The sequence below is a fragment of the Amycolatopsis sp. NBC_00355 genome (assembly GCF_036104975.1).
In the GTDB taxonomy this organism is placed as follows: Bacteria; Actinomycetota; Actinomycetes; order Mycobacteriales; family Pseudonocardiaceae; genus Amycolatopsis.
In genome coordinates, this window is the sequence record NZ_CP107982.1 from 4,761,523 (window position 1) to 4,783,948 (window position 22,426).

General features: G+C 71.6%; 20 protein-coding genes. 11 read left to right on the forward strand and 9 right to left on the reverse strand.

Annotated features, from left to right (window positions below; translation table 11 throughout):
* Positions 1-51: 51 nt before the first annotated feature.
* The 3 genes from OHS18_RS20935 to OHS18_RS20945 are packed head-to-tail and all read left to right on the forward strand — an operon-like array spanning position 52 to position 3,769.
* Positions 52-1,314 (forward strand): nucleotide disphospho-sugar-binding domain-containing protein, encoded by a 1,263-nt coding sequence (locus tag OHS18_RS20935; RefSeq protein WP_328618198.1) that lies wholly within the window; start codon positions 52-54, stop codon positions 1,312-1,314.
* Positions 1,311-2,528, forward strand: coding sequence for a nucleotide disphospho-sugar-binding domain-containing protein (locus OHS18_RS20940; protein WP_328618199.1), 1,218 nt, complete (start codon positions 1,311-1,313; stop codon positions 2,526-2,528). Before OHS18_RS20935 ends, OHS18_RS20940 begins: the two co-directional genes overlap by 4 nt.
* Positions 2,525-3,769: a nucleotide disphospho-sugar-binding domain-containing protein gene (locus OHS18_RS20945; protein ID WP_328618200.1), complete on the forward strand. Its 1,245-nt coding sequence runs from the start codon at positions 2,525-2,527 to the stop codon at positions 3,767-3,769. Before OHS18_RS20940 ends, OHS18_RS20945 begins: the two co-directional genes overlap by 4 nt.
* A gap of 84 nt (positions 3,770-3,853) precedes the next feature.
* Here OHS18_RS20945 and OHS18_RS20950 read toward each other — a convergent pair whose 3' ends face one another.
* From OHS18_RS20950 to rfbA, 5 genes are read right to left on the reverse strand one after another with little or no spacing between them, the layout of a single operon-like run.
* Entirely contained in the window at positions 3,854-4,468 is a 615-nt protein-coding gene (locus tag OHS18_RS20950; RefSeq protein ID WP_328450113.1) for a hypothetical protein, read from the reverse strand.
* 26 nt (positions 4,469-4,494) lie between these two features.
* Positions 4,495-5,508 carry a hypothetical protein gene (locus tag OHS18_RS20955; RefSeq protein ID WP_328618201.1) on the reverse strand — a complete coding sequence of 338 codons (1,014 nt, stop codon included), beginning with the start codon at positions 5,506-5,508 and terminating at the stop codon, positions 4,495-4,497.
* Positions 5,505-7,031 (reverse strand): aromatic amino acid ammonia-lyase, encoded by a 1,527-nt coding sequence (locus OHS18_RS20960; protein ID WP_328618202.1) that lies wholly within the window; start codon positions 7,029-7,031, stop codon positions 5,505-5,507. The genes OHS18_RS20955 and OHS18_RS20960 overlap by 4 nt, the downstream gene beginning before the upstream one ends.
* Complete coding sequence (locus OHS18_RS20965) at positions 7,028-8,134, reverse strand: AMP-binding protein (protein ID WP_328618203.1); 1,107 nt, start codon at positions 8,132-8,134, stop codon at positions 7,028-7,030. The genes OHS18_RS20960 and OHS18_RS20965 overlap by 4 nt, the downstream gene beginning before the upstream one ends.
* Positions 8,135-8,138: 4 nt before the next feature.
* Positions 8,139-9,011 carry a glucose-1-phosphate thymidylyltransferase RfbA gene (gene rfbA / locus OHS18_RS20970; RefSeq protein WP_328618204.1) on the reverse strand — a complete coding sequence of 291 codons (873 nt, stop codon included), beginning with the start codon at positions 9,009-9,011 and terminating at the stop codon, positions 8,139-8,141.
* Positions 9,012-9,951: 940 nt separating this feature from the next.
* Here rfbA and OHS18_RS20975 point away from each other — a divergent pair.
* Together OHS18_RS20975 and metK are read left to right on the forward strand one after the other, a co-directional pair.
* Positions 9,952-10,686 (forward strand): LmbU family transcriptional regulator, encoded by a 735-nt coding sequence (locus tag OHS18_RS20975; RefSeq protein ID WP_328450103.1) that lies wholly within the window; start codon positions 9,952-9,954, stop codon positions 10,684-10,686.
* A 166-nt stretch (positions 10,687-10,852) separates the two neighbouring features.
* Entirely contained in the window at positions 10,853-12,049 is a 1,197-nt protein-coding gene (metK, locus tag OHS18_RS20980; protein ID WP_328618205.1) for a methionine adenosyltransferase, read from the forward strand.
* Positions 12,050-12,098: 49 nt separating this feature from the next.
* Here metK and OHS18_RS20985 read toward each other — a convergent pair whose 3' ends face one another.
* The gene (locus tag OHS18_RS20985; RefSeq protein WP_328618206.1) at positions 12,099-12,635 is read right to left on the reverse strand and encodes a GNAT family N-acetyltransferase; all 537 of its coding nucleotides are present in this window, start codon (positions 12,633-12,635) and stop codon (positions 12,099-12,101) included.
* 55 nt (positions 12,636-12,690) lie between these two features.
* Between OHS18_RS20985 and OHS18_RS20990 the strand changes: the two genes are divergently transcribed.
* Positions 12,691-13,296 (forward strand): TetR/AcrR family transcriptional regulator, encoded by a 606-nt coding sequence (locus tag OHS18_RS20990; RefSeq protein WP_328618207.1) that lies wholly within the window; start codon positions 12,691-12,693, stop codon positions 13,294-13,296.
* Between the two features lie 162 nt (positions 13,297-13,458).
* Complete coding sequence (locus tag OHS18_RS20995; RefSeq protein WP_328618208.1) at positions 13,459-13,725, forward strand: hypothetical protein; 267 nt, start codon at positions 13,459-13,461, stop codon at positions 13,723-13,725.
* Positions 13,726-14,046: 321 nt separating this feature from the next.
* On the opposite strand, the gene OHS18_RS21000 is transcribed toward OHS18_RS20995, so the two are convergent.
* On the reverse strand, positions 14,047-14,340 hold the full coding sequence (locus tag OHS18_RS21000; protein WP_328618209.1) for an alpha/beta fold hydrolase: 294 nt from the start codon (positions 14,338-14,340) through the stop codon (positions 14,047-14,049).
* Positions 14,341-14,464: 124 nt separating this feature from the next.
* On the opposite strand from OHS18_RS21000, the gene OHS18_RS21005 reads away from it, so the two are divergent.
* Entirely contained in the window at positions 14,465-14,896 is a 432-nt protein-coding gene (locus OHS18_RS21005; RefSeq protein WP_328618210.1) for an organic hydroperoxide resistance protein, read from the forward strand.
* A gap of 16 nt (positions 14,897-14,912) precedes the next feature.
* On the opposite strand, the gene OHS18_RS21010 is transcribed toward OHS18_RS21005, so the two are convergent.
* Together OHS18_RS21010 and OHS18_RS21015 are read right to left on the reverse strand one after the other, a co-directional pair.
* Positions 14,913-15,932, reverse strand: coding sequence for an alpha/beta fold hydrolase (locus OHS18_RS21010; protein ID WP_328618211.1), 1,020 nt, complete (start codon positions 15,930-15,932; stop codon positions 14,913-14,915).
* A 99-nt stretch (positions 15,933-16,031) separates the two neighbouring features.
* The gene (locus OHS18_RS21015) at positions 16,032-18,725 is read right to left on the reverse strand and encodes an AAA family ATPase (RefSeq protein WP_328618212.1); all 2,694 of its coding nucleotides are present in this window, start codon (positions 18,723-18,725) and stop codon (positions 16,032-16,034) included.
* Between the two features lie 102 nt (positions 18,726-18,827).
* Here OHS18_RS21015 and OHS18_RS21020 point away from each other — a divergent pair, with 102 nt between their 5' ends.
* The 3 genes from OHS18_RS21020 (at position 18,828) to OHS18_RS21030 (ending at position 22,370) form a co-directional block, all read left to right on the forward strand.
* A complete protein-coding gene (locus tag OHS18_RS21020) occupies positions 18,828-20,315 on the forward strand; it encodes a tannase/feruloyl esterase family alpha/beta hydrolase (RefSeq protein WP_328618213.1) in 1,488 nt (495 codons plus the stop codon).
* Between the two features lie 103 nt (positions 20,316-20,418).
* Positions 20,419-21,489: an aldo/keto reductase gene (locus OHS18_RS21025; RefSeq protein ID WP_328618214.1), complete on the forward strand. Its 1,071-nt coding sequence runs from the start codon at positions 20,419-20,421 to the stop codon at positions 21,487-21,489.
* A gap of 485 nt (positions 21,490-21,974) precedes the next feature.
* Positions 21,975-22,370: a helix-turn-helix domain-containing protein gene (locus tag OHS18_RS21030; RefSeq protein WP_328618215.1), complete on the forward strand. Its 396-nt coding sequence runs from the start codon at positions 21,975-21,977 to the stop codon at positions 22,368-22,370.
* The last annotated feature ends 56 nt before the right edge of the window (positions 22,371-22,426 follow it).

The following is a 22,426-nucleotide window of genomic DNA, read 5'->3' on the forward strand; positions in this document are numbered from 1 at the left end:
TTCTAACCGCCCTAACCACTCACGACCGGCACCGCACGAAAGGTAAGCCCGATGCGCATCCTGTTCACCACCGCCAACCAGGGCAGCATGTTCCAGCCGATGGTGCCGCTGGCCTGGGCCCTGCGCACGGCCGGGCACGAGGTCGTCGTCGCCACGCAGCCCGACTTCGTCGAGGAGGTGACGCAGGCCGGGCTCACCGCGGTCCCGGCCGGTCGCCAAGTCGACCCGCGGCGGCTCCTCGTGGCCATGCAGGTCACCGAGGACATGCTCGAAGAGGCCCGCGAGGGCCTGCACCCGCCGTACGACGCCGTCGAGGACCCGTCGAAAGCCGACTGGGAGAGCATGCTCACCGGCTACGTCGACGACGTCGAGCGCTGCCGCTACGAGATCTTCTCCATGATCGGCGGGCTCGTCGAGTTCGCCAAGTCGTGGCAGCCGGACCTGGTCATCTGGGAGCCGTTCACCTACGCCGGAGCCATCGCCGCCAAGGCGTGCGGCGCGGCGCACGCGCGTCTGCTGTTCGGCGCCGACGTCTACGGCCGCGCCCGCGAGATCTTCCGCGGCTTCGGCCAAGCCGAAGACCCCCTGGCGAAATGGTTCGCTTCCTACGGCCGCAAGTACGGCTTCGAGTTCACCGAAGACCTCATCACCGGCGACTTCACAATCGACCCGATGCCGGCCAGCCTGCAGTGCGAGGCCGACCTCAACTACCTGCACATGCGCAACGTCCCGTACGGCGGCGTCGCGATCGCGCCGTGGTGGCTGGAGATCAAGCCCGAGAAGCCGCGCGTCGCGCTCACCATGGGCCTCACCGCGACCGGGCACTTCGCCGGGTACACGATCGACATCCAGGACGTCCTCGACGCGCTCGCCGACCTCGACGTCGAGCTGTACGCGACGGTGCCGGAGGACGAGCAGGAGAAGCTGCGCAGCATCCCGGAGAACGCGCTGCTGATGCCGTACATCCCGCTCCACGCGCTGGCGTCGACGTGCTCGGTCGCGATCAACCACGCCGGCGTCGGCACGCTCTCGACGTTCGCGCTGCACGGCGTCCCGCAGCTGACCCTGCCGTACCACTTCGACGAGCCGCTGATCGGCCGCCGGTTCGCGGCGACCGGCGCCGGGCTGAACATGCACGGCATCCCGATCGACGCGGACACGATCCGCACGAACGTCCTGCGGCTGCTGGAAGAGCCGTCGTTCACCGAAGGGGCGGCGCGGCTGCGCGACGAGATGCACGCGCTGCCGACGCCGAACCAGCTGGTCGGCGAGCTGGAAGCGCTGACCGTCAAGCACCGCGGCGGTGCCTCGTGAAGGTCCTGTTCTGCGCCCTGCCGCAGCTGACGCACTTCTACGCGACGGTCCCGCTGGCCTGGGCGCTGCGCACGGCCGGGCACGAGGTCCGGTACGCGACCTCGCCCGACTTCGCCGAAGCCGTGACGGACGCCGGGCTCACCGCCGTCCCGGTCGGCCCGGCCGACGCCGAGGACGACGAGGAGATCGCCGAGGAGGCCCCGGCCGGGCTGCCCGCGCCGTACGACCTCGCGGAGTCGGGCTCGGACTGGACCGACGGGCACGCCGAGGCGTTCGACGCGATGGTCACCTACGCCTTCGGCGAGTTCAACGCGCCGATCCTCGACGACCTGGTCGCGTTCGCCCGCTCCTGGCAGCCGGATCTGGTGCTGTGGGAGCCGTTCACCTACGCGGGCGCGTTCGCCGCGGCGGCGTGCGGGGCGGCGCACGGCCGGGTGCTGTTCGGCACCGATTTCCTCGGCGTCACGCACGAGTGGATCCACACGCACGTCCCGGACGACCGGCTCACCGAGTGGCTCCGCACCACCGCCGCTTCGCTGGGCGTCCCCTACACCGATGACCTGCGGTCCGGGCACTTCACCGTCGACCAGCTGCCGTCACCACTGCGGTTGTCTTCGCCTGAGCTGGAGTACGTCCCGGCGCGGTACGTCGCCTACGGCGGCCCGGCGGAAGTTCCCGCCTGGCTGCGGGAAACCCCGGCACGCCCGCGGATCGCGGTCACCCTGGGCACGTCCGCGACGCTCGAGTACGGCGGCTACACCGTGCAGGTGAACGACCTGCTCGCCGCGTTGTCCACAATGGACGTCGAGGTGGTGGCGACGGTCGACGGGCCGGTGCCGGACAACGTGCGGGCCGTACCGTACGTGCCGCTCGACGCCCTGGCCCCGACCTGCGCGGCGGCGATCCACCACGGCGGGTTCGGCACGCTGCTGACGTTCGCCCGCCACGGCGTCCCCCAGCTGACCCTGCCGCACGACTTCGACGCGCCGCTGCTGGGCCGCAAGCTCGCGGCCCAGGGCGCCGGGCTGACGGTCGACCCGGCCCAGGCCGGCGGCCGCCGGATCCGGTGGAGCGTCGAACAGTTGCTGCGCAACGACGGCATCCAGGCCGCCGCGGCCGGGCTGGCCGGCGAGATCGCGGCGATGCCGAGCCCCAACGACGTCGTCGCCCGGCTCGAGGAACTGACCACGAAACACCGCGGAGGCCGGCTGTGAAGGTCCTGTGCTGCGTCCTGCCCCAGCTGACGCACTTCTACGCGCTGGCGCCGCTCGCGTGGGCGCTGCGCACCGCCGGGCACGAGGTCCGGGTGGCGAGCACGCCGGGGTTCACCGACGCGATCACCCGTGCCGGCCTCACCGCCGTCCCGCTCGGCCACGACCCGGAACCCGACCCCGAGGACGACACACCCGAGGCGCAGGAGGCGCGCGACGCGTTGCGGCGCGGCTTGCCGAAGCCGTACGACCTCGCGGAGTTCACGCCGACGCCGGCCGACTGGACCGACGAGCGCGCCGAGGCGTTCGAGATGATGGTGACGTACGCGTTCGGCGAGGACAACGAGCCGCTGCTGGACGGCGCGGTCGAGTTCGCCCGCGCGTGGCGGCCGGACCTGGTGCTGTGGGAGCCGTTCACCTACAGCGGCGCCCTCGCGGCCCACGCGTGCGGCGCCGCGCACGGCCGGGTGCTGTTCGGCACGGACTTCCTGGGCGTCACGCACGACTGGATCCGTCGCTTCACCCCTGCCGATCACCTCACCGGGTGGCTCACCGAAACCGCGTCCCGCCACGGCCTCCCGTACGAGGATCACCTGCGGGCCGGGCACTTCACCCTCGACCCGCTCCCGCCGAGCCTCGCGGTTTCCCTGGACGCGCTCCCGGTCCGCTACACCCCGTACGGCGGCGCGGCGGTGGTCCCGCCCTGGGTGACCAAGCCTCTCGACCGGCCCCGCGTCGCGCTGACGCTGGGCACGTCGGCGACGGAGTACTCGGGCTACACGGTGAACGTCCGCGACATCCTGGCCGCATTGTCCACAATGGACATCGAGGTGGTGGCCACGATAGCGGATCCCGAATCTCTGGGCCCGATCCCGTCGAACGCGCGAGTGGTCCCGTACGTCCCCCTGGACGCCCTGGCGGCGACGTGCACGGCGGCGATCCACCACGGCGGTTTCGGCACCCTGGCGACGTTCTCCCGCCACGGCGTCCCGCAGCTGACGCTCCCGTACGACTTCGACGCGCCGCTGCTGGCCCGCAAGCTGGAAGAGCAGGGCACCGGCCTCACAGTCCACTCGGACGACGCCACCGGCCCGGCCGTCCGCGACGCCCTGCACCGACTCCTCACCGAACCGACGTTCCGCACCCAAGCCCAGACGCTACGCGCCGAAATCGAAGCCCAGCCGGGCCCGAACGACCTCGTCGCCCAACTGGAACAGCTCACCCGCAAGCACCAGCTCACCTGATCCCGTAAAGCCGTGAAGGCCTCCTTACCGGCTCTTATGGCCGGTAAGGAGGCCTTCACGGCTTTGAACGGAGCCGCGGGAGGATCAGTTGTACTGCAGCGCGTCCAGGCCGATGGCCAGGCCGAGCGCCAGACGGCGGTCGATCTCCTCGTCGTCCAGGCGCAGCAGGTAGTTGTCCGACAGCCGCGCGGTCTTCTCCAGCGCGCCCACGACCTGGTCCTCGCCGCGGGTGAGGTCGAAGTGGTACTTCCAGAAGAACGGGACCTCGACATCGCCCGGCCACGGGACGAGTTTCCAGATCCGGCGGAACGCCGCCATGCCCTGGCTGCGCTCACTGACCGTCAGGCGGTCACGGCCGTCCTGGTCGAGCACCCAGGTCGAGCGGTAGAACGACTTGCCGAACTTCTTGCCGAACAGGCCGAGCACCTCTTCGTCGCCGTCCGTCCCCAGCACCTGGTACGCGCTGGACAGCTCTTCCACCTTGTGGGAACGGAACTTCGCGAGCACCGTCTCCTTGCTCTCGTCGGTGTAGAACGTCGCGTGTTCCTTGAACGTGAGGCGTTTCTCTTCGATGAACGCGACCAGCTCACCCGGCTGGCCCTGGCCGTCGTCCGCGTACACGTGGTAGCGGATGACCATCAGCTTCTGCTTCTGCCGGATGTGGAACCGATCGTGCTTCTGCAGCTGGTGAATTTCCATGGGTCCCCCGTAAGCGGTCTAACCGATCATGGTTGCTCGATGCTAGCGCGGCCACCCCCGGCGAGCTGAACCGCGGGAACGGCGTACCGGCGCGCGATCTCGTGGAACACGTCCTTCGGTTCCCAGCGGTCCAGGTTGTCGGGATCGATCTTCACCACGCTGAACGACGCCATGTCCAGGTCCCGCAACGGATCCGCGAAATGCGGGTAGTCGCGCAGCGCGAACGTGTAGACGAACGCGCCGTGGACGTCGTTGCGCGAGTAGACGTCGATCATGTCGCCGACGTAGGCGGCCTGCACGCGCTCGCTGCGGATGTTGCCCTTGCGGATCTTGGGCGGCACCGACAGCCAGTTGACGATCTTGAACGAGCCCGGCCCGCGCTGCGCGCCGCCGACGTAGGCCCCGCAGCCGAACTCGGTGATGAGCAGCGGTTTCCCGGCGCGCGCCAGCCGTTGTTTCAGCCGCACCTCGAACTGCGCGGAGTTCGACGCCGTGCGGTAGAGATTCACCCCGGCGTAGTCGAAGCCGGACCAGTCGACGTCCTCCCACGACGCCGCCGCGTAGGTGACCGGGCCGCCGAAGACCGGCTTGACGCGGCCCAGCGCCCGCGCCAGCAGCCGGTTCACCTTGCGGTTGATCCGCTTTTCGAAGCGCCGTCGCCAGTGGATGGTGACGAGCAGCCGCATCGCCTCCGGCCGGCCGGGGATCATCCCGGCCAGGTGCAGGGAGAACTCGCAGCCGACGACCAGGTTGACCCGGCCGGGGAATCCGCGCCGCAGCTGCTCGGCGGCCAACGCGGCGACCTCGAGGGTGCGCAGCACCTTGCGCCGCCCGATGTCCACCGGGTGCGGCTCGATCCAGACGTCGAGGCCGGCCGTCAGGGCGTTGTGCGCCGCGGTGAACAGCTTCGGCAGGTCCATCCCGATCAGGATGACGTCGGTGCAGTGCAGCTGCTCCCGGATCGCGCGCAGGTCGTGCGCGGCGACCTCTTCGCTCACCTCGTCGACCTGCAACGAGATCCCCTTGACCCGCAGGCTCATCCCGCGTCGCCGTTGGCCAGCGCGTCGGTGGCGTAGCGGTTGAGCAGGTCGCGCGCGGCGCGCACCTCGGCCGCCATCGGCCGGTCCTCGGCCAGCGGCGGGGAGATCCCGGCGAGCTCGGCCCAGATCCCGCCGTCGGCCGGCGGCGCGTCGGTCATCACGGCCAGCTGCGCGACGCCGAGGGCGAGCGAGCCGATCACCAGCCAGCCCAGCTCCAGGGCCTCGGCCACGGAGTTGGCGCCGTTGAGCGCCATCGGGACGTGGTCCTGGTTCCAGCCGTTGGTCGGCAGCGTCGTCAGCGAGGACGGGTAGACCAGCTGCCGGATCCGCGACACGAACGACGTCGCGCTGATGTGCACGCCGGCGAGGCCGCAGCCACGGCCGGCGCGCGGGGTCAGCATCGGCGGCAGGTCGCCGTTGGTGGCCGGGGACAGCAACAGCCCGAGCTGCCGTTCGGCCAGGTAGACCGCCATGTGCATGGCTAGCCCGGTCTGGTCGGAAGCGAGCCCGACCGGCATCGCGTGGAAGTTGCCGCCGTGCAGCAACCGGCCTTCGAAGGTGATCGGGTTGTCCTGGCAGCCGTCGACCTCCAGGGCCAGCACGTTGCCGACGTTGTCGAGCTGGTCGAGTACCGCGCCGAGCACCTGCGGCGCGCAGCGCAGGCTGTAGGGCTCCTGCAACGGGCGTTTCGGGTCGCGGGTCTGGGCCTCGGGCAGCTCGCGGCGGATCCACTCGGCCGCGGTGAGCTGGCCGAGCTGGCCGTGCGCGATGCCGTGCCCGGCGTCGTAGTGCTCGGGGTTGGCGCCCAGCAGCGTCGCGAGCCGGCCGGTCAGCATCGCGGCGGCCTGGACCAGCCGCAGCGACGACTGGTGGTTGACGATCGACTGGGCGAGGCTCGCGCCGGTGCCGTTGACGAACGCCAGCGCTTCCCGCACCGGCCAGTCGACCGGCTCGTGGCCCAGCGCGGCCAGCGCGTCCTTCGCGGGCACCGTGATCCACCGGCCGCCGCCGTCGCGGCGCCACGCCCGGCCCTGCCCGCCGAACGCCAGCGCGGCGTGCGCGAGCGGCTGCAGGTCACCGCTGGCGCTGACCGTGCCGTGGCGCGGGATCACCGGGGTGAACCCCTTGTTCCACAGGTCGGCGAGGATCTGCCAGAACCGCGGCGTGACGGCGGAGTAGCCCTTGCGCATGTTCTGGATCCGCAGCCAGAGGATCAACCGCGAGACGTCCGGCGAGAGCGGCGCGCCCTGGCCGGTGCCGAGGTGGGAGATGAGCGAACTGCCCTGCTCCATCTCGGAGTCGGCGTCGAACACCACCAGCGGCCCGAAGCCCTGGGTGAGCCCGTACACCGGCTTGTCGGCGGTGAGGTGCTCCTCGATGGTGCGCGCGCTCGCCCGCATCCGGGCGATGTCCGCCTCGTCGCACGGGTCGATCTTCGCGTCCCAGTCGGCGCTCCAGACGATCTCGCTCAGGTACATGGAACTGGTCAGCTCGCGGCCCTGGCTTTCGGCGATCGGTGTCACCTCGCTGCGACCTCCTCGTCGGGTGTGGTGGGGGCGGGAACGTGCCGCAGCTTGCCCAGGGCGGACCGGTCGATCCGGGGCACGACGTGCAGCTTGCGCGGCCGGACGCCCAGGCGGGCGAACGCGGCCGCGAGGTCGAGGTCGGCGACCTCGGTGCCGGGCGCGAGGGCGACGAGCAGCTCGACGTGCTCGCCGATCTTCGGGTCGGTGACCGGCAGCAGCGCCAGGTCGGCGCAGTCGAGCACGGCCCGCAGGGCGTACTCGGCGTCGTCGAGGTTGATCCGGCGGCCGTTGACCTTGACCAGGCGCCCGGCCCGGCCGGCGTGCCGGAACGAGCGCGCGCCGAGCGGCACGACCCGGTCGTCGGCCTCCCAGGACGCCGGCTCCGGCTCGCCGGGCCGGAACGCCAGCCGCGGGCTGGTGACGGCCAGCGGCACCTCGGCGCCCGGCGTCACCGGACCCGCGAACCCGACGTCGGGGAACAGCTGCCACTCCGGGGGCTCGCCTTCGCGCCAGCTGCGCGTCGCGATGCCGCCCGCTTCGGTGGAGCCGAGCACCTCGACCAGCAGGGCCCGCTCCGGGCCGAGCTCGCGCAGCAGGTCGCCCGCGGTGGCCGGCAGCATGGCGCCGCCGTAGAGCACGGTGAGGTGGTCGAGCCCGCGCACCCAGTCCAGGTGGCGCAGCAGCAGCTCGAAGATCCACGGCGTCGCCATCACCGCCGGGCGGCCGCCGATGTCGGGCAGGGTGCCGTAAAAGCCGTCGCGGTACCACGCGGGCACGCCGAGGCGGGCCGGGACGAGCACCGTGGCCAGCGCGCCGAACAGGTGGACCGGCGGCACGAACGAGACGACGGCGTCCGGCCGGCCGGGCGCCACCAGGTCGGCGAGCATCCCCGCCTCGGCCCACACCTTCGGCCCGTACCGCCGCCACCGCCGGCGCGGGCCGGTGGTGCCCGAGGTGTGGAAGTCGACGACGGCGGGCAGCGCGTCCGGCCCGATCGCCGGCTCGCGGTCCCACCGGACGTGCCAGGCGCGCCCGGTCACCTCCGGCGCCGCGAACCCGGGCGCGAGCAGCTCGTGCGGGGTCAGCTCCGCGTATCCCATCCCCCTAGCCCAGCGTCTCGGAGAGCTGGACCAGGTACTTGCCGTATTCGGAGCTCTTCATCGCCTCGCCGGAGCGCCGGCACCGCTCGGCGTCGATGTAGCCCATGCGCAGCGCGATCTCCTCCAGGCAGGCGACCCGCACGCTCTGGCGCTTTTCGATCACCTGAACGTATTGGCTGGCGGCGAGCAGGGAGTCGTGCGTCCCGGCGTCGAGCCAGGTGAACCCGCGGCCCAGGCGGCACAGCTGCGCCCGGCCCTCCTTGAGGTAGGCCTTGTTGACGTCGGTGATCTCCAGCTCGCCCCGCGCCGACGGCTCGATGCCGCGGGCGACCTCGACGACGTCGGAGTCGTAGAGGTAGAGCCCGGTGATCGCGTTGTCCGAACGCGGGCGCAGCGGTTTCTCTTCGATCGACACGAGGGCGCCGCGCTCGTCGGTTTCGCCGATGCCGTAGCGCTCGGGATCGGAGACCGGGTAACCGAACAGCGTGCAGCCGTCGAGGCGCTCGCGCGCGGCGCGCAGGATCCGGGAAAAGCCGGCACCGTGGAAGATGTTGTCGCCCAGGATCAACGCGCACGGATTCCCGTCGATGTGGTCCGCGCCGATCAGCAGCGCCTCGGCGATGCCGCGCGGCTGGTCCTGCTCGGCGTAGCTGATGTCGAGCCCCAGGTCGGAGCCGTCGCCGAGCAGCGCGCGCAGGGCCGGGATGCTCTCGGGGGTCGAGATGACCAGGATCTCCCGGATGCCGGCGAGCATCAGCACCGAAAGCGGGTAATAGACCATCGGCTTGTCGTAGACCGCGAGCAGCTGCTTGGACGTCGCCTTCGTCAGGGGGTACAACCGCGAACCGGTTCCGCCGGCGAGAACGATTCCTTTCATGGGCTTGTCCATTTTCTGGTCCATTTCGTCGATATACGTCGACCGCGAGGCGAGAATGAGAATGCCGCGATGTGGATATCGGGAACACTAGGCAAGGCGACGCGGAGGCGTCAATGGTGCGGACGCGGCGGTGACGCGCCTTTCCGCAATGGCCGGAGGGGGACGATTTCCGGTCGTGCTCCCCCGGGACCCGGGATTGCGCACCCCCCGGGTGCGGCGTCCCGCCGGCGGGACGCCGCGCCCGCGAGCGGCACCCGGGCGGGCCGGTGCCGGACCGGTGCCGAGTCCGACGTGGACACAGCCCCCTCAACTTGTCAAACCCTTACGACGGTGCCAGAATCCTCCTGGTCACCGAGGTGGTCCGCTTCTGCGCGGCGTCGTCGCGCACCCGGATCGCTTCGGCCGGAAGCGGGCACCGACGAGGCCCGCAGCACTGGGGCACCTGGGGGCGCTTTGGACACGACCGTTTCGGCACGAGGCTCGTGCACGACCGGCGGCGGACGCGGACGTCCGCGCCGGCCCGAGGAGCCCTCGGACGAACGCGAATGATCTTCATTTAGTCCACGGCGTGGACTAATCGGCGGCACCACCGCCGACCGGCGGGCCAGGGGTGTGCCCGGGGTCACTTTTCCCTCCACCACACCGTTGTGGTGCTATCCCGGAATAGGACGGCGAGCGCGCGAGCGGGCCGTTCCGATCCCGGCCGCCGCGGGCCCGCTCACCGGCTCGGACCGCATTCCGGAACGGCGTGTCGAACCGTCTCAGGAAATCCCGCGAACCGCACCTCGCAGGATGCTCGCGTGTAGGGTGCTGACACCAAGTAATTCACCCGATCGGGGAAGGAGGAGAAGGCCAATGGGGAGGAGTACAGGGCGGCCCGGCGAACACGTTTGGCGGGCCGAGGTCGTCTATGTCGATGACGCCTAGGAGACGAATGGTGATGATGACGAGCAAAGAGGGCAGCATTCCGCGGCACGCCGAACCGGCCGCCCCGCGGAACACCGACCGGTCACCGGTCGCTTCGCCCCCAGGCCGCCTGACCGGCCGGCCGTTCACCGACGGAATGCTGACCAGGCGGACCAGCCTCAACCTGCCACCCCAGATCCCGCTCGACGAGTGGAGCAGGATCGGCCACGAGATCTTCGTGATCTCGGAGTCCTCGACGTGGTGGCTGGGTGACTGGTTGATCTACGGACAGGCGCAGTACCCGGACCGCTACATGCACGCGATCGCGAAGACGTCGCTGGACTATCAGACGCTCCGCAACTACGCGTGGGTGGCACGGCGGTACTCGGTGACCCGCCGCCGGCCGGCGCTCAGCTTCCAGCACCACGCGGAGCTGGCCAGCCTGCCGGAAGAACAGCAGGAGAACTGGCTCGATCGGGCGGAGAAGTTCGGCTGGTCCCGCAACGAGCTGCGCAACCGGGTCCGGGCCAGCCGCAAGGCGGCACGGGCGGTGGACGACGAGGAAGGCAGCGACGTCCTCAGTATCGAGATGAACGTGCCGGCGGACCGGAAGCAGCGATGGCTCGAGGCCGCCAGCACGACGAAGCAGGACCTGCTCTCGTGGATCGTGTCCATTTTGGACAACGCGGCGGACACCGTGATCGGGCTGCCGGGCGACGAGCACGCGATATCGGGGCAGCACGCGATATCGGGGCAGAAGGAAGGCTGACCGCCTCCCGACGCACCACCGGGGAAACCGAGTTCGACCGAAGTTCACTGGGGACTGGGGAAAGACTTTAACTCGGGTTCACCACCACCAGCGGCAGGCATTCCGTGCGGGAATGCCTGCCGCTGTCCGTTACTCCCGAACAAAAACCACGGAAGCGAGGACAGTCATGTCCGGCAGCAGGTTGTTCACCTCGGAGTCGGTGACCGAAGGGCACCCCGACAAGATTTGCGACGCCATCAGCGACTCGATCCTCGACGGTCTGCTGTCGAAGGACCCCCGCAGCCGCGTCGCGGTCGAGACCCTGATCACCACCGGCCAGGTCCACGTCGCCGGTGAGGTGACCACCGAGGCCTACGCCGACATCCCGACGATCGTGCGGGACGTGATCCTGCGGATCGGGTACGACTCGTCGGCGAAGGGGTTCGACGGCAACTCGTGCGGCGTCAACGTCGCGATCGGGTCGCAGTCGGCCGACATCGCCCAGGGCGTCGACACCGCGTACGAGTCCCGCGTCGAGTCGGACGAGGACGAGATCAACCGTCAGGGTGCGGGTGACCAGGGCCTGATGTTCGGTTACGCGTGCTCCGACACCCCGGAGCTGATGCCGCTGCCGATCGCGCTGGCGCACCGGCTGTCGAAGCGGCTGACCGCGGTCCGCAAGGACGGTGTGCTGCCGTACCTGCGCCCGGACGGCAAGACCCAGGTGACCATCGAGTACGCCGGTGACCAGCCGGTGCGCCTCGACACGGTCGTGGTCTCGTCGCAGCACGCGGACGGGATCGACCTGGACCGCATGCTGGGCGTCGACGTCAAGGACCACGTCGTCGAGCCGGAGCTGGCGGACCTCGGCATCGACACGTCCGGTGCGCGGCTGCTGGTCAACCCCACGGGCCGGTTCGTGATCGGCGGTCCGATGGGTGACGCCGGCCTGACCGGCCGCAAGATCATCGTCGACACCTACGGCGGCATGGCCCGTCACGGTGGTGGCGCGTTCTCGGGCAAGGACCCGTCGAAGGTCGACCGTTCCGCGGCGTATGCGATGCGGTGGGTGGCGAAGAACGTCGTCGCGGCCGGGTTGGCGACGCGGACCGAGGTGCAGGTCGCGTACGCGATCGGCAAGGCGGCGCCGGTGGGTCTGTTCGTGGAGACGTTCGGGACGGAGACGGTGGATCCGTCGAAGATCCAGCAGGCCATCACCGAGGTCTTCGACCTCCGGCCGGCGGCGATCATCCGCGACCTGGACCTGCTGCGCCCGATCTACGCCCCGACCGCCGCGTACGGCCACTTCGGCCGTCCGGAACTGGACCTGCCGTGGGAAAGCACCGCCCGCGCGGCCGACCTGAAAGCCGCCACCGGCGCCTGACCTGTCGTGAGGGGCACCTTCAGGGCTTAGATGTCCCTGAAGGTGCCCCTCACGGCGTTCGGCTTTTCCGGTCGCGGGCGAGGATGGCCCAGATTTCCTTGTCGTAGCGGGCACCTTCGTACGGCCAGTACTCGCGCAGGACGCCTTCGCGGACCATGCCGAGGCGCTCGGCGACCGCCGAGCTGCGGATGTTGTCCGCGCGGCAGCGCCACTCCGCGCGGTGCAGGCCCCGGGTGGTGAACGCCCAGTCGAGCAGCGCCTCGCAGGCCCGCGTGACCAGGCCGTGGCCCTCGGCGCCGGGTTCGAGCCAGCAGCCGATCTCGCACGAGCCGACACCCGCGTCGAACTCCACGAACATGACGCCGCCGACCAGCTCGCCGTCGAGCCGGATGCCGAAGAGCCGGCCGCCGTCGGCGGCCTGACGCTCGGCGTACCGGCGCAGGGTCGCCCGCGCGCCCTCGACGTCATCGGTGACGAACGCCGGCCCGACCCACGGCCGGATGTGCTCGCGCGCCCGCTCGAGGTGCCCGGCGAACTCCTCGGCCTGCCACGGCTCCAGCGGCTCGAGCCGGGCGGTTTCCGTCAACGATCGAAAGAACACAGCTGCCCCCATTCACACAACGACTGTTACGATAACACGCGTGCCGCGTCCCAGGGGAGACCACGAAGCCCGCCGCCGCGACGTCTCCGAGGCGGTCTGGCGGGTCCTGACCGCGCACGGCTTCGGCGGCCTGACGATGCGCGCCGTCGCGACCGAGCTCGGCGCCACCACCGGCCTGCTCACGCACTACTTCAGCGGCAAACGGGAACTGCTCGCGCACGCGCTCGACCTGCTGGACGAGCGCACCGCCACCCGCGCCCGCCGGACCGCCGGCCCGGGCCTCGCCGCGGTGCGCGCGCTGCTCCTGGACGTCCTGCCGCTCACCGGCGAAGCGGTCACGGGCAACCGGATCTGGGTGTCCTCATGGGACACCGCGCTCGCCGACCCGGCGTTGAGCGCCGCGTACGCGCGGAAGTACGGCAAGAGCCGCGACCGGCTGCGCGACCTCGTCACCGACGCACAACAGCTCGGCGAGCTGCGCCCGGGCGATCCCGAGCGCGTCGCCGCGGGCGCGTTGTCGTTCACGCTCGGCCTGGTCGTCCAGGCGCTGTTCGACCCGCGCGCGTTCCCGCCGGACCGGCAGGTCGAGCTGCTCGACGACCACCTCGCCGCCCTGGTCGACCCGCATTTCCCGGCGGACGGGTGATCTCGTGTTAGCCTGTCGCCGTGCAGCGCCTGATGACGTCCTCGCGACTCGTAACCCGGCGCGCCGGCTGAACCAGGTCGCCGGCGCGCAGCGCTGACGACCCTGTTTCGCCCCGGGGCCTGGCCCGGATCCCCCGAGAACCGCACTTTCTGGAGATCCGTCATGGCCCCCACGTCTTTCGCCCCGAACTCACTGCTGGTCCGCCGCCGCATCGCCACGTACTTCACCGGCGGCGCCGCTGGAATCCCCGACCTGGTCGGCACCCTCACCCAGCAGGGCCGCATGATCCACGAACTGTCGGTCGACGTCCGCGACGGCGTCCGCGAGAGCTCCCTGGCCTGCGCGCTGCTGCTCCCCGACGACGAGACGGACCACCTGCTGGACCGGCTGCGCGAACTCCCGGCGGTCGTCTCGGCCGAACTCGCCTGACGCCGAACCGTTTGCGGGCAGCACAATCGCGCCACCAGGTACGGCTGAGGCGAACTCGGCCGGCCTGTCGGACGCGAACTCGATCGCCATGACCAGGAGGTCGGCTGCCGCCTGCCTCGCGGCCGGCGAGCCGTGGGCCACGATGTCCGGCAGGGGCGGCGTGGCCTGGACCGCGGCCGGTGCACCAGGCCGAGGTGCTCGTCGACCAGCCCCACGGTGACGAGTTCGCCGACGGGCGCGGAGACCGCGACACCCCCGCGCGGTGGCCAGGGCCTGCAAGCTAGGCGCCACATAGCCAGGTTCCCGCTGGTGCGTCCTCGATCAGTCCACACTGGACACGATGGCCGCGACCGGCCGGGACAGGTGCGGAAAGTGGCCGCTGCCCGGCAGGGCGCCGAACGGACCGGCCAGCGGCTGGTCCAGGTTCACCACCGCCCGCGCCGGATACCTTGCCGCATAAGCAGTCGCGAGTACGCCGCCGATCAAGTGGCCGATCAGGACCGGCCGCGTCAAGCCCGCTGACGACACCGCGCCGTGGATCGCGTCGGTCACGTCGTCGAAGGCGTACGAGCCGCGCGGGGAGTCGCCGTGGCCCGGCAGGTCGAGTGCGAGCACCCGGCGGTCACCCGGCCGGCCCTACTCCCGTGACGTACACCGATGACGTCGTACGACGGTCGCCGGACCGGGCCGCGGATTCCTAGCGTGGAAACCGTCAACTCCGCGAGCACAAAGGAAAACCATGTCCGAAGTGACCTACACCGCCGTCGCCACCTCCACCGCGGAGGGCCGCAACGGCGGCCGCGCGACCTCCGACGACGGCGCGCTCGACGTCGGCCTCGCGGTGCCGAAGGCGCTCGGCGGCGCCGGCGGCGGCACCAACCCGGAGCAGCTGTTCGCAGCGGGCTGGGCGTCCTGCTTAGTCGGCGCCGTCCGCCGGGTCGCGGGTGAGAAGAAGGTGCCGCTGGACGACCTCGCCGTCGTCGCGGAGGTCACCCTCCACCACGACACCGAGGCGAGCGAGTTCAAGCTCAGCGCCGTGCTGCACCTCGAAGCCTCGGGCATCGACCAGGCGACGGCGGACGACCTGGTGACCGGCGCGCACCAGGTCTGCCCGTACTCCAAGGCGACCCGCGGCAACATCGAAGTCACCCTCGACGCGACCGTCGCCTGAAGGGTCGCGGCAGACCTCAAAGCCGGGCGGCGTCGATGATCGCCTGGGCGAACGGGTGTGGCGCTTCCTGCGGCACGTTGTGCCCGATGCCGTCGAGGATCCGGTGTTCGTACTTGCCGGTGAACTTCGCGCGGTAGGCCTTGCCGTCCTTGGCCGCGCCGTCGAAGTCGCTGGCGAGGGTGATCGCCGGGACGCCGATCGCCGGGCCGGTGGCGAGTTTCCGTTCGTCCGCTTCGTACTGCGGCTCGCCCGGGGCGAGGCTCAGCCGCCAGCGGTAGTTGTGGACGACGATCGCGACGTGGTCGGGGTTCTCGAACGCCGCCGCGCTGCGGTCGAAGGTGGCGTCGTCGAAGTTCCACGTCGGCGACGCCGTCTTCCAGATCAGCTTGGCGAAGTCGTGGCGGTTGGCCGCGTAGCCGGCGCGCCCGCGCTCGGTGGCGAAGTAGTACTGGTACCACCAGCCCAGCTCGGCGGCCGGCGCGAGCGGCTGCAGGTTCGCCTTCAGGTTGGTGATGATGTAGCCGCTGACCGGGACGACGGCCCGGCACCGCTGCGGCCACAGCGCCGCGATGACGGCGACCGTCCGCGAGCCCCAGTCGTACCCACCCAGAATCGCTTTGTCGATTTTCAGCGTGTCCATCAGGGCGATGACGTCGAGCGCGACGGCCGTCTGCTGCCCGTTGCGGACCGTCGCCGCCGACTTGAACACCGTCGGCCCGTACCCCCGCAGGAACGGGACGATCACCCGGTAACCCGCGGCGGCCAGCAGCGGCGCGACGTCGGCGTAGCTGTACGGGTCGTACGGCCAGCCGTGCAGCAGCACCACCGGCGGCCCGGCGGCCGGGCCGAACTCGGCGTACGCCATGGTCACGACCCCCGCGTCGGCGTGCTTGATCGTACCGAGCGATGTGTTCCCGCCGGCCCCCGAACGCAGGCCGGGAGGGGCCGCGGAAGGCGCCGGAGCGGCGCAGGCGGCCAGGGAACCCGCCGCCAGCCCGGCCGCGAACGCCTGCGTGAATCGTCTCCTGCTGATCATCCGGACTCCCGTGCGCAAGCTCGTAGGACGTCCCTGACGTTATGGGCGCCCCACGCTCCTCCGCGCCCGTCGGATGACCCACCCCGGGTAAGTCACGGTTCAGCCGTCGAGCGTCTTCAGCATCCCGGCGAGGTCGGCGCGGGAGCTCACGCCGAGCTTGGGGAAGATCCGGTGCAGGTGGGTGCCGACGGTCCGGTGCGAGAGGTACAGCCGCTGCCCGATCTCGCGGTTGGTCAGCCCGTCGGCGGCCAGCTGCGCGATGCTCAGCTCGTGCGGCGTCAGCTTTTCGCGCGCGTCCGGGCCCCGGTTCGGGCTCGTCTCGCCCGCGCTGCGCAGCTCGCGGCGCGCCCGCTCGGCCCACGCGGTCAGGCCGAGCGCGTCGAACGTCTCGCGGGCGGTCCGCAGGTGTGCCCGCGACTCGACGACCCGCCGCTGCCGCCGCAGCCACTCGCCGAACGCCAGGTGGACGCGCCCGCGTTCGGCGGGCCAGCCGCCGAGGTCGGCTTCCAGCGCGGCCGCGAACCGGTCGTCGCTCGGTTCGAGCACGGCCCGCGCGTACCGCAGGCCGATGTGCAGCGCGGGCGACGGCGTCGAGGCGGCGAGAGGCGCCAGCTCGGCCAGGATCTCCCGCATCGTGTCCGCCTGCCCGGCCCTCACCGCGGCCTCGGTCAGCTCCGCGACGCAGTACGCGCGCAGGGCCAGCTGGTAGGCCGGGTCGGCGGGGTCGAGCAGCCGGCGCAGGGCGGCGAACGCGTCCTCGAACCGGCTTTCGCTCAGCGCCAGGAGCCCGCGCGCGAGCTGGACGGTCGCCAGCACCGGGCGGGCGCCGGCGGCGAGCCCGGCGCGTTCGGCCTCGTCGGCCAGCGCGTTCGCCTGCTTGTGCTCGCCGCGCAGGGCGGCGATCTCGGCCTGGACGGCGAGCGCCAGGCCACCCATGAACGGCTGACCGGTCTCCCGCGCGAGCCGGACGGCCTCCGCCGCGGCCGGCACGGCCCCGGCCAGGTCGCCGAGCCGGACCCGGCTCCACGCCTGGACGGCCAGCGCCCGGGGCAGCAGCCCGAGCCGGCCTTGGGCCCGCAGGCCCGGCGCCGCGGCCGTGGCGAAGCGCGCGGCCAGGTCGAACGCGCCGACCTGCAGCGCCGCGCTGGCCAGGTACCGGTCGGCTTCCGGGTCGGCGCCGGCCGCGCCGGCGAGCGCCCGCAACCGCTCGAGGACGACCTCGCCGCGGTCGAACGGCGCGACGTACGCGGCGACGGCGACCAGGCGCGGGTCGTCGTCCGGGACGGGCAGCCGGTCGGCGACGCCCAGCAGCTTCCGACGCGCCGGAGCGCCGGGCTCGGCCCAGAAACAACGCATCGCGGCGCCCCAGAGGACCCGCATCGCCGCGTCGTCCTGCCCGTCGGCGGCGACGGACTCGGCGAGCGCGGCCAGCTCCCCGATCCGCGCCGGGTCTTCGCGGACGCCGTCCTCGAACGCGCTGAGCAGCCAGTTCGCGGTGGCCCGCCGGCGCGGCGAAAGGTCGCCGGCGGCGCGCACCAGGCGTTCGGCCGTCTCGCGGCGGCCGGAGTCGACGGCCAGTTCGGCGGCCCGCAGCAACCGGTCCGCCCGCGCTCCGGGGTCTTCGCTGAGCCGCGCGGCCTGTTCCAGCGCCGCGATCGCGGCCGCGGCCCCGCCGCGGTGCCGGGCCCGCTCGGCGGCCGCGTCCAGCGCCGCGGCGACGGCTTCGTCGGGGCCGGAGGTCGCCCGGGCCCGGTGCCAGGCCTGCCGGTCGGGCTGGTCGCGCAGCACCTCGGCGAGCGCGAGCCGGCCCTGCCGCCGCTCGGCGATCGTCGCGGCGGCCGGGATGGCCGAGCGCATCAGCGGGTGCCGGAACGTCACGCGGCCGGCGCCCAGCTCGATCAGGCGAGCGTCCACCGCGGGCGCCAGGATCTCGGGTTCGACCGGAGTGCCGAGGATCGACGCCGTCGCGGTGAGGGTCTCGGCGACCGAACCGGTCTCGTCGAGCGCGGCGACCAGCAGGGCGACGCGCGCAGGCGGCGGCAGTGTCGCGACGCGGGCGCCGAAGGTGCGCTCCAGCCGTTCGGTCAAGGGCAGGACCGGGTCGAAGGCGTCGAGATCCACCGACGGCAGCTCGGTCAGCGCGAGGGGGTGGCCGGCGGCCTCGGTGAGCAGCCGGGCCCGGACCACCGGGTCGAGCCGGGGCGCGACCGCGTCCAGCAGCTCCGCGGCGACGTCGTCGGGGAGGCGGCCGAGCGGCATCGGCGAGAGCCCGGCGTCCAGCAGGGGTGACCCGGCGCCGTCGCGGAGGGTGGCGATCAGGACGACCGGCTCGGTCTCGATCCGCCGGGCCACGAAGGCCAGGACGTCGGCGCTCGCGCGGTCCAGCCAGTGCACGTCCTCGGCCACGACCAGCACCGGCTTCGCGGCGGCTTCGTCGGTCAGGAGCGTCAACGCGGCGAGCCCGACCAGGTAGCCGCTGGGGACCGGCCCGTCTTCGAGGCCGAGAGCGGTCCGCAGCGCGCTCCGCTGCGGCGCGGGCAGCTCGGCTACGCCCGCCCGGACGGGATGGAGCAGCTGGTGCAGCCCGGCATAGGCGAGGTCCTGCTCAGCTTCGGCGCCGGTCGTCCGCAGCACCCGCAGCCCGGCGACGGACGCGGCGGCGGCCGCCTCGGCGACGAGCGCGGACTTGCCGATGCCGGCCTCCCCGCGGAGGAGGATACCACCGCGGTCCCGGGGCCCGTCGACGAGCGCGCCCAGGTCCTTCAGCTCGGTTTCCCGCCCGTGCAACGGCATGCGCCCTCCCCTCGCCCCGCGACGATACCGGCCCTCGACGTACAGCGACGACGTCGTCCGACGGGCGCGAAGGCGCCTACGCCGGCCCTAGCTTCGGTGCCCATGCCCCAGAAGAGATCCGTACTGCTGTTCGCCGCGCTGCTGGTGACCGCCGTCATCCAGTTCGCCCCGAGCGCCGCGGCGGCCGGAACCCCCTGCGCCACCGTCCCGGTTTCCGCGCCCGCCGGCGCGAAGATCGAATCGGTGCAGGCCGTCGCCCAGCCCGGCTACTGCGGGATCACCGTCACGCTCACCCACCCGGGCGCCGGCGACCACGTCAAGGTCCTGGTCGCGCTGCCGCGGACCGGCTGGACGGGACGGCTCCAGGCCCTCGGCGGGAGCGCCTACGCCGCCGGCGAATTCGGCGCGCCGCTGGTCCAGGCGGTCAAGGACGGCTACAGCGCCGTGACGACCGACGCCGGGGTGTCCGCGGACGCGCTCGACACGTCGTGGGCGCTGACCGCGCCCGGCCAGGTCGACCGGCCGCTGCTGACGAACTTCGCCACCCGCTCGGTGCACGAAGCCGCCGTGGTCGGCAAGGACGTCACCCAGCGGTTCTACCACCGGCCGGTGACGTACTCGTACTGGACCGGCTGCTCGACGGGCGGCCGCCAGGGCTACTCCGAGGCCCAGAACTACCCGGCCGACTTCGACGGCGTCCTGGCGAACGCGCCGGCGGTCCACTGGACCCGGTTCGCGGTGGCGACGCTCTGGCCGCAGGTCGTGATGAACCAGGAGCACGACCGCCCGAGCACCTGCGTCCTCACCGCGTTCCGCGAGGCCGCGATCAAGGCGTGCGACGCGCGGGACGGCGTCACCAACGGCGTCGTCGACCGGCCGGACGAATGCGGTTACGACCCGCGGAGCCTGATCGGCACGAAGGTCGTCTGCGACGGCCGGGACGTCACCGTCACGGCCGAGGACGCCGAGGTCATGCGCAAGATCTGGGCCGGCCCGACCGACGAACGCGGCCGGCAGCTGTGGGACGGCCTCCCGAAGGGCGCGGACTTCACCTGGCTGGCGGGCGCGGCACCCGGCTTCCCGGTGGCCGTCCAGTGGGTGCAGTCGTTCCTCGAGAAGCAGGCCGGCTTCGACACCTCGACGCTGACGTACGCCCAGTACACCGCGCTGTTCCGCCAGTCGGTGCGGGAGTACGACGACGTCATCGGCACGGCCGGCCCGGACCTCTCGGCGTTCCGCCGCGCGGGCGGCAAGCTGCTCACCTACGTCGGCTCGGACGACCAGCTGATCCCGCCGGGCGGCGTATTGCGCTACCACGCCGAGGTCGAACACGAGATGGGCGACGTGGACGGCTTCTACCGGCTGTTCGTCGCCCCGGGTGTGGAGCACTGCGGCGGCGGCCGGGGCGCGGCGCCGGTGAACCCGCTGGGCGCGCTGGTCGGCTGGGTCGAGCACGGCAAAGCGCCGGCCACCCTGGCCGCCGCGACCACGGACGGCAAGCAGACCCGCGACCTGTGCGTGTACCCGCGTGTCTCGCGGTACACCGGCCACGGTGACCCGGCTGTGGCGTCCAGCTACCGCTGCCGCTGACCCCGACTCCCCTGCGCCCCGGCCGAGTGGACTTGCCGGTCCAAAAAACTCTCGGCACCCTGAATGAGTCAGCTGGATTTCCGTTGTACAGGAGCACTTCCCCATGGCACTCGACCAGTACTACCTCCTCGGCCGCTCCGGGCTGCGTGTCAGCCGGCTCGCGCTGGGCACGATGAACTTCGGCACCGGCGGCTTCCACGCCGCGTACGGCAAGACCGAGGAGGAGGTCCGCCCGATCTTCCGCCGCTACCTCGACGGGGGCGGCAACTTCATCGACACCGCGGACTTCTACACCGCCGGCGAGAGCGAAACCCTCCTCGGCAAGCTCATCGGCGAAGCGAACGTCCGCGACAAGGTGGTGCTCACCACCAAGTTCACCAACAGCGTCGCCGACGGCGACCCGAACGCGGGCGGCAACGGGCGCAAGCACATGATCCGCGCCCTGGAGGCGTCGCTGCGCCGGCTGGGCACCGACTACGTCGACCTCTTCCTGCTGCACACCTGGGACCGGCTCACCCCGGTCGAGGAGGTCATGCGCACGTTCGACGACCTGGTCCGCGCGGGCAAGATCCGCTACGCCGGCCTCTCCGACGTGCCCGCCTGGTACGCCTCGCGGGCCCAGACGTTCGCCGAGGCCAACGCGCTCACGCCGGTGATCAACCTGCAGCTGCCGTATTCGCTGGTGCAGCGCGAGATCGAGACCGAGCACGTCCCGCTGGGCCGGACGCTCGGCCTCGGCGTCACGGCGTGGAGCCCGCTGGCGGGCGGCTTCCTCACCGGCAAGTACCGCACCGGGACCGAAGGCCGGTTCGCCGACCCGGACGCCCAGACCTGGACCGACCGCGACTGGCAGCTGCTCGGGCCGCTGGAGGAGATCGCGGGCAAGCTGGGCGTGACGATGGCCCAGGTCGCGCTCAACTGGGTCGCCACCCAGCCGGGCATCGCGTCCGCGATCGTCGGCGCCAGCAGCGCCGACCAGCTCGGCGCGAGCATGGCCGCCCTCGACTTCGAGATCCCGGCCGAGCTGCGCACCCTGCTGGACGAGGCGAGCGCGGTCCCACCGGCCTCGGTGTACCGGATGTTCACCCCGGGCTACCAGAACTGGATCGTCACCCCGGGCCTGAAGATCGGCGACAAGCCGGCGGGCTATGCGCCGGACGTGCGGAACTGGTAGCCGTCACGGGTTTCGCGGAGCGGCACTCCCCGCTCCGCGAAACCCGCGGTTCATCCATCCGTGGTTTCTCCGGGTTTCGCGAACGCCGACGACGAGCGGACCACAGGCTCAGGCGATGGACGGCAGCGTCGTAGCCGGCACCGGACGAGACCGGACTCGGGGCGAAATCGCGACAAGCACAGCGAAATACACCCCCTCACTTCTCTTGCAAAACACGCCTTTCCGATAACCCCGGAGTCCATTGTGGCCAGTCAGGGCCACGTCCGAGTTCCGGCCGCCACGGCCCACTGGATGAATCACCCCATCACCCCGCGTGTCCGCCCACCAGGACACGGAGACTGGGGTGAATGCAGAAGACGCGTGCACCTGCACGGGACTTGCCCAGCCGCTGTGGTTCACCTGACAGATGGTCGCATTCCCAGGCGGGAATAACCGACAATCGGAGGTTCGAGCCTCACGCCAGCGACCGCACCGGGAGCGCGCGCATGAACCCGCCGGAGCAGCCTGTTCCTCCCGAGCCGGACGCTTCCCGGCGCGCCGAACGCAACCGGCGGATGGTGGAGGACTGGGAGGGCGGCGCCACCATCACGCAGATCGCGCACCGTTACGGCCTGTCGCTCAGCTGGACCGGGATGCTGCTCCGATTGAACGGTGCCGCACTCCCGAAAACCGGCCGGGGCATCAAACGCGATCTCGATACCGAGCAGGTCAGCGCCGAATACCTCGACGGGGCCACCATCCGGACCATCGCCGACGACCACGGGGTGTCCTACGGCAAGATCTATCGCTTACTGCAACAACACCACGTACCCATGCGCCCACGTGGGGGAGGCCAACGCGCTGCGTCAACAAAAACCCCTCCGGGCATCGACACACAGTAGTCCACTGTGGAGGAACGTTCTCGTCGTCGTCCCACGATCTTGTGGAATCCCACACA

Bases quoted from the DNA above. Each gene is read 5' to 3' on its own strand.
- OHS18_RS20935 (WP_328618198.1), top strand. From the start codon at position 52: ATGCGCATCCTGTTCACCACCGCCAACCAGGGCAGCATGTTCCAGCCG.
- OHS18_RS20950 (WP_328450113.1), bottom strand. From the start codon at position 4,468: ATGGAAATTCACCAGCTGCAGAAGCACGATCGGTTCCACATCCGGCAG.
- OHS18_RS20955 (WP_328618201.1), bottom strand. From the start codon at position 5,508: ATGAGCCTGCGGGTCAAGGGGATCTCGTTGCAGGTCGACGAGGTGAGC.
- OHS18_RS20965 (WP_328618203.1), bottom strand. From the start codon at position 8,134: ATGGGATACGCGGAGCTGACCCCGCACGAGCTGCTCGCGCCCGGGTTC.
- rfbA (WP_328618204.1), bottom strand. From the start codon at position 9,011: ATGAAAGGAATCGTTCTCGCCGGCGGAACCGGTTCGCGGTTGTACCCC.
- OHS18_RS20975 (WP_328450103.1), top strand. From the start codon at position 9,952: ATGATGACGAGCAAAGAGGGCAGCATTCCGCGGCACGCCGAACCGGCC.
- metK (WP_328618205.1), top strand. From the start codon at position 10,853: ATGTCCGGCAGCAGGTTGTTCACCTCGGAGTCGGTGACCGAAGGGCAC.
- OHS18_RS20995 (WP_328618208.1), top strand. From the start codon at position 13,459: ATGGCCCCCACGTCTTTCGCCCCGAACTCACTGCTGGTCCGCCGCCGC.
- OHS18_RS21005 (WP_328618210.1), top strand. From the start codon at position 14,465: ATGTCCGAAGTGACCTACACCGCCGTCGCCACCTCCACCGCGGAGGGC.
- OHS18_RS21010 (WP_328618211.1), bottom strand. From the start codon at position 15,932: ATGATCAGCAGGAGACGATTCACGCAGGCGTTCGCGGCCGGGCTGGCG.
- OHS18_RS21015 (WP_328618212.1), bottom strand. From the start codon at position 18,725: ATGCCGTTGCACGGGCGGGAAACCGAGCTGAAGGACCTGGGCGCGCTC.
- OHS18_RS21020 (WP_328618213.1), top strand. From the start codon at position 18,828: ATGCCCCAGAAGAGATCCGTACTGCTGTTCGCCGCGCTGCTGGTGACC.
- OHS18_RS21025 (WP_328618214.1), top strand. From the start codon at position 20,419: ATGGCACTCGACCAGTACTACCTCCTCGGCCGCTCCGGGCTGCGTGTC.
- OHS18_RS21030 (WP_328618215.1), top strand. From the start codon at position 21,975: ATGAACCCGCCGGAGCAGCCTGTTCCTCCCGAGCCGGACGCTTCCCGG.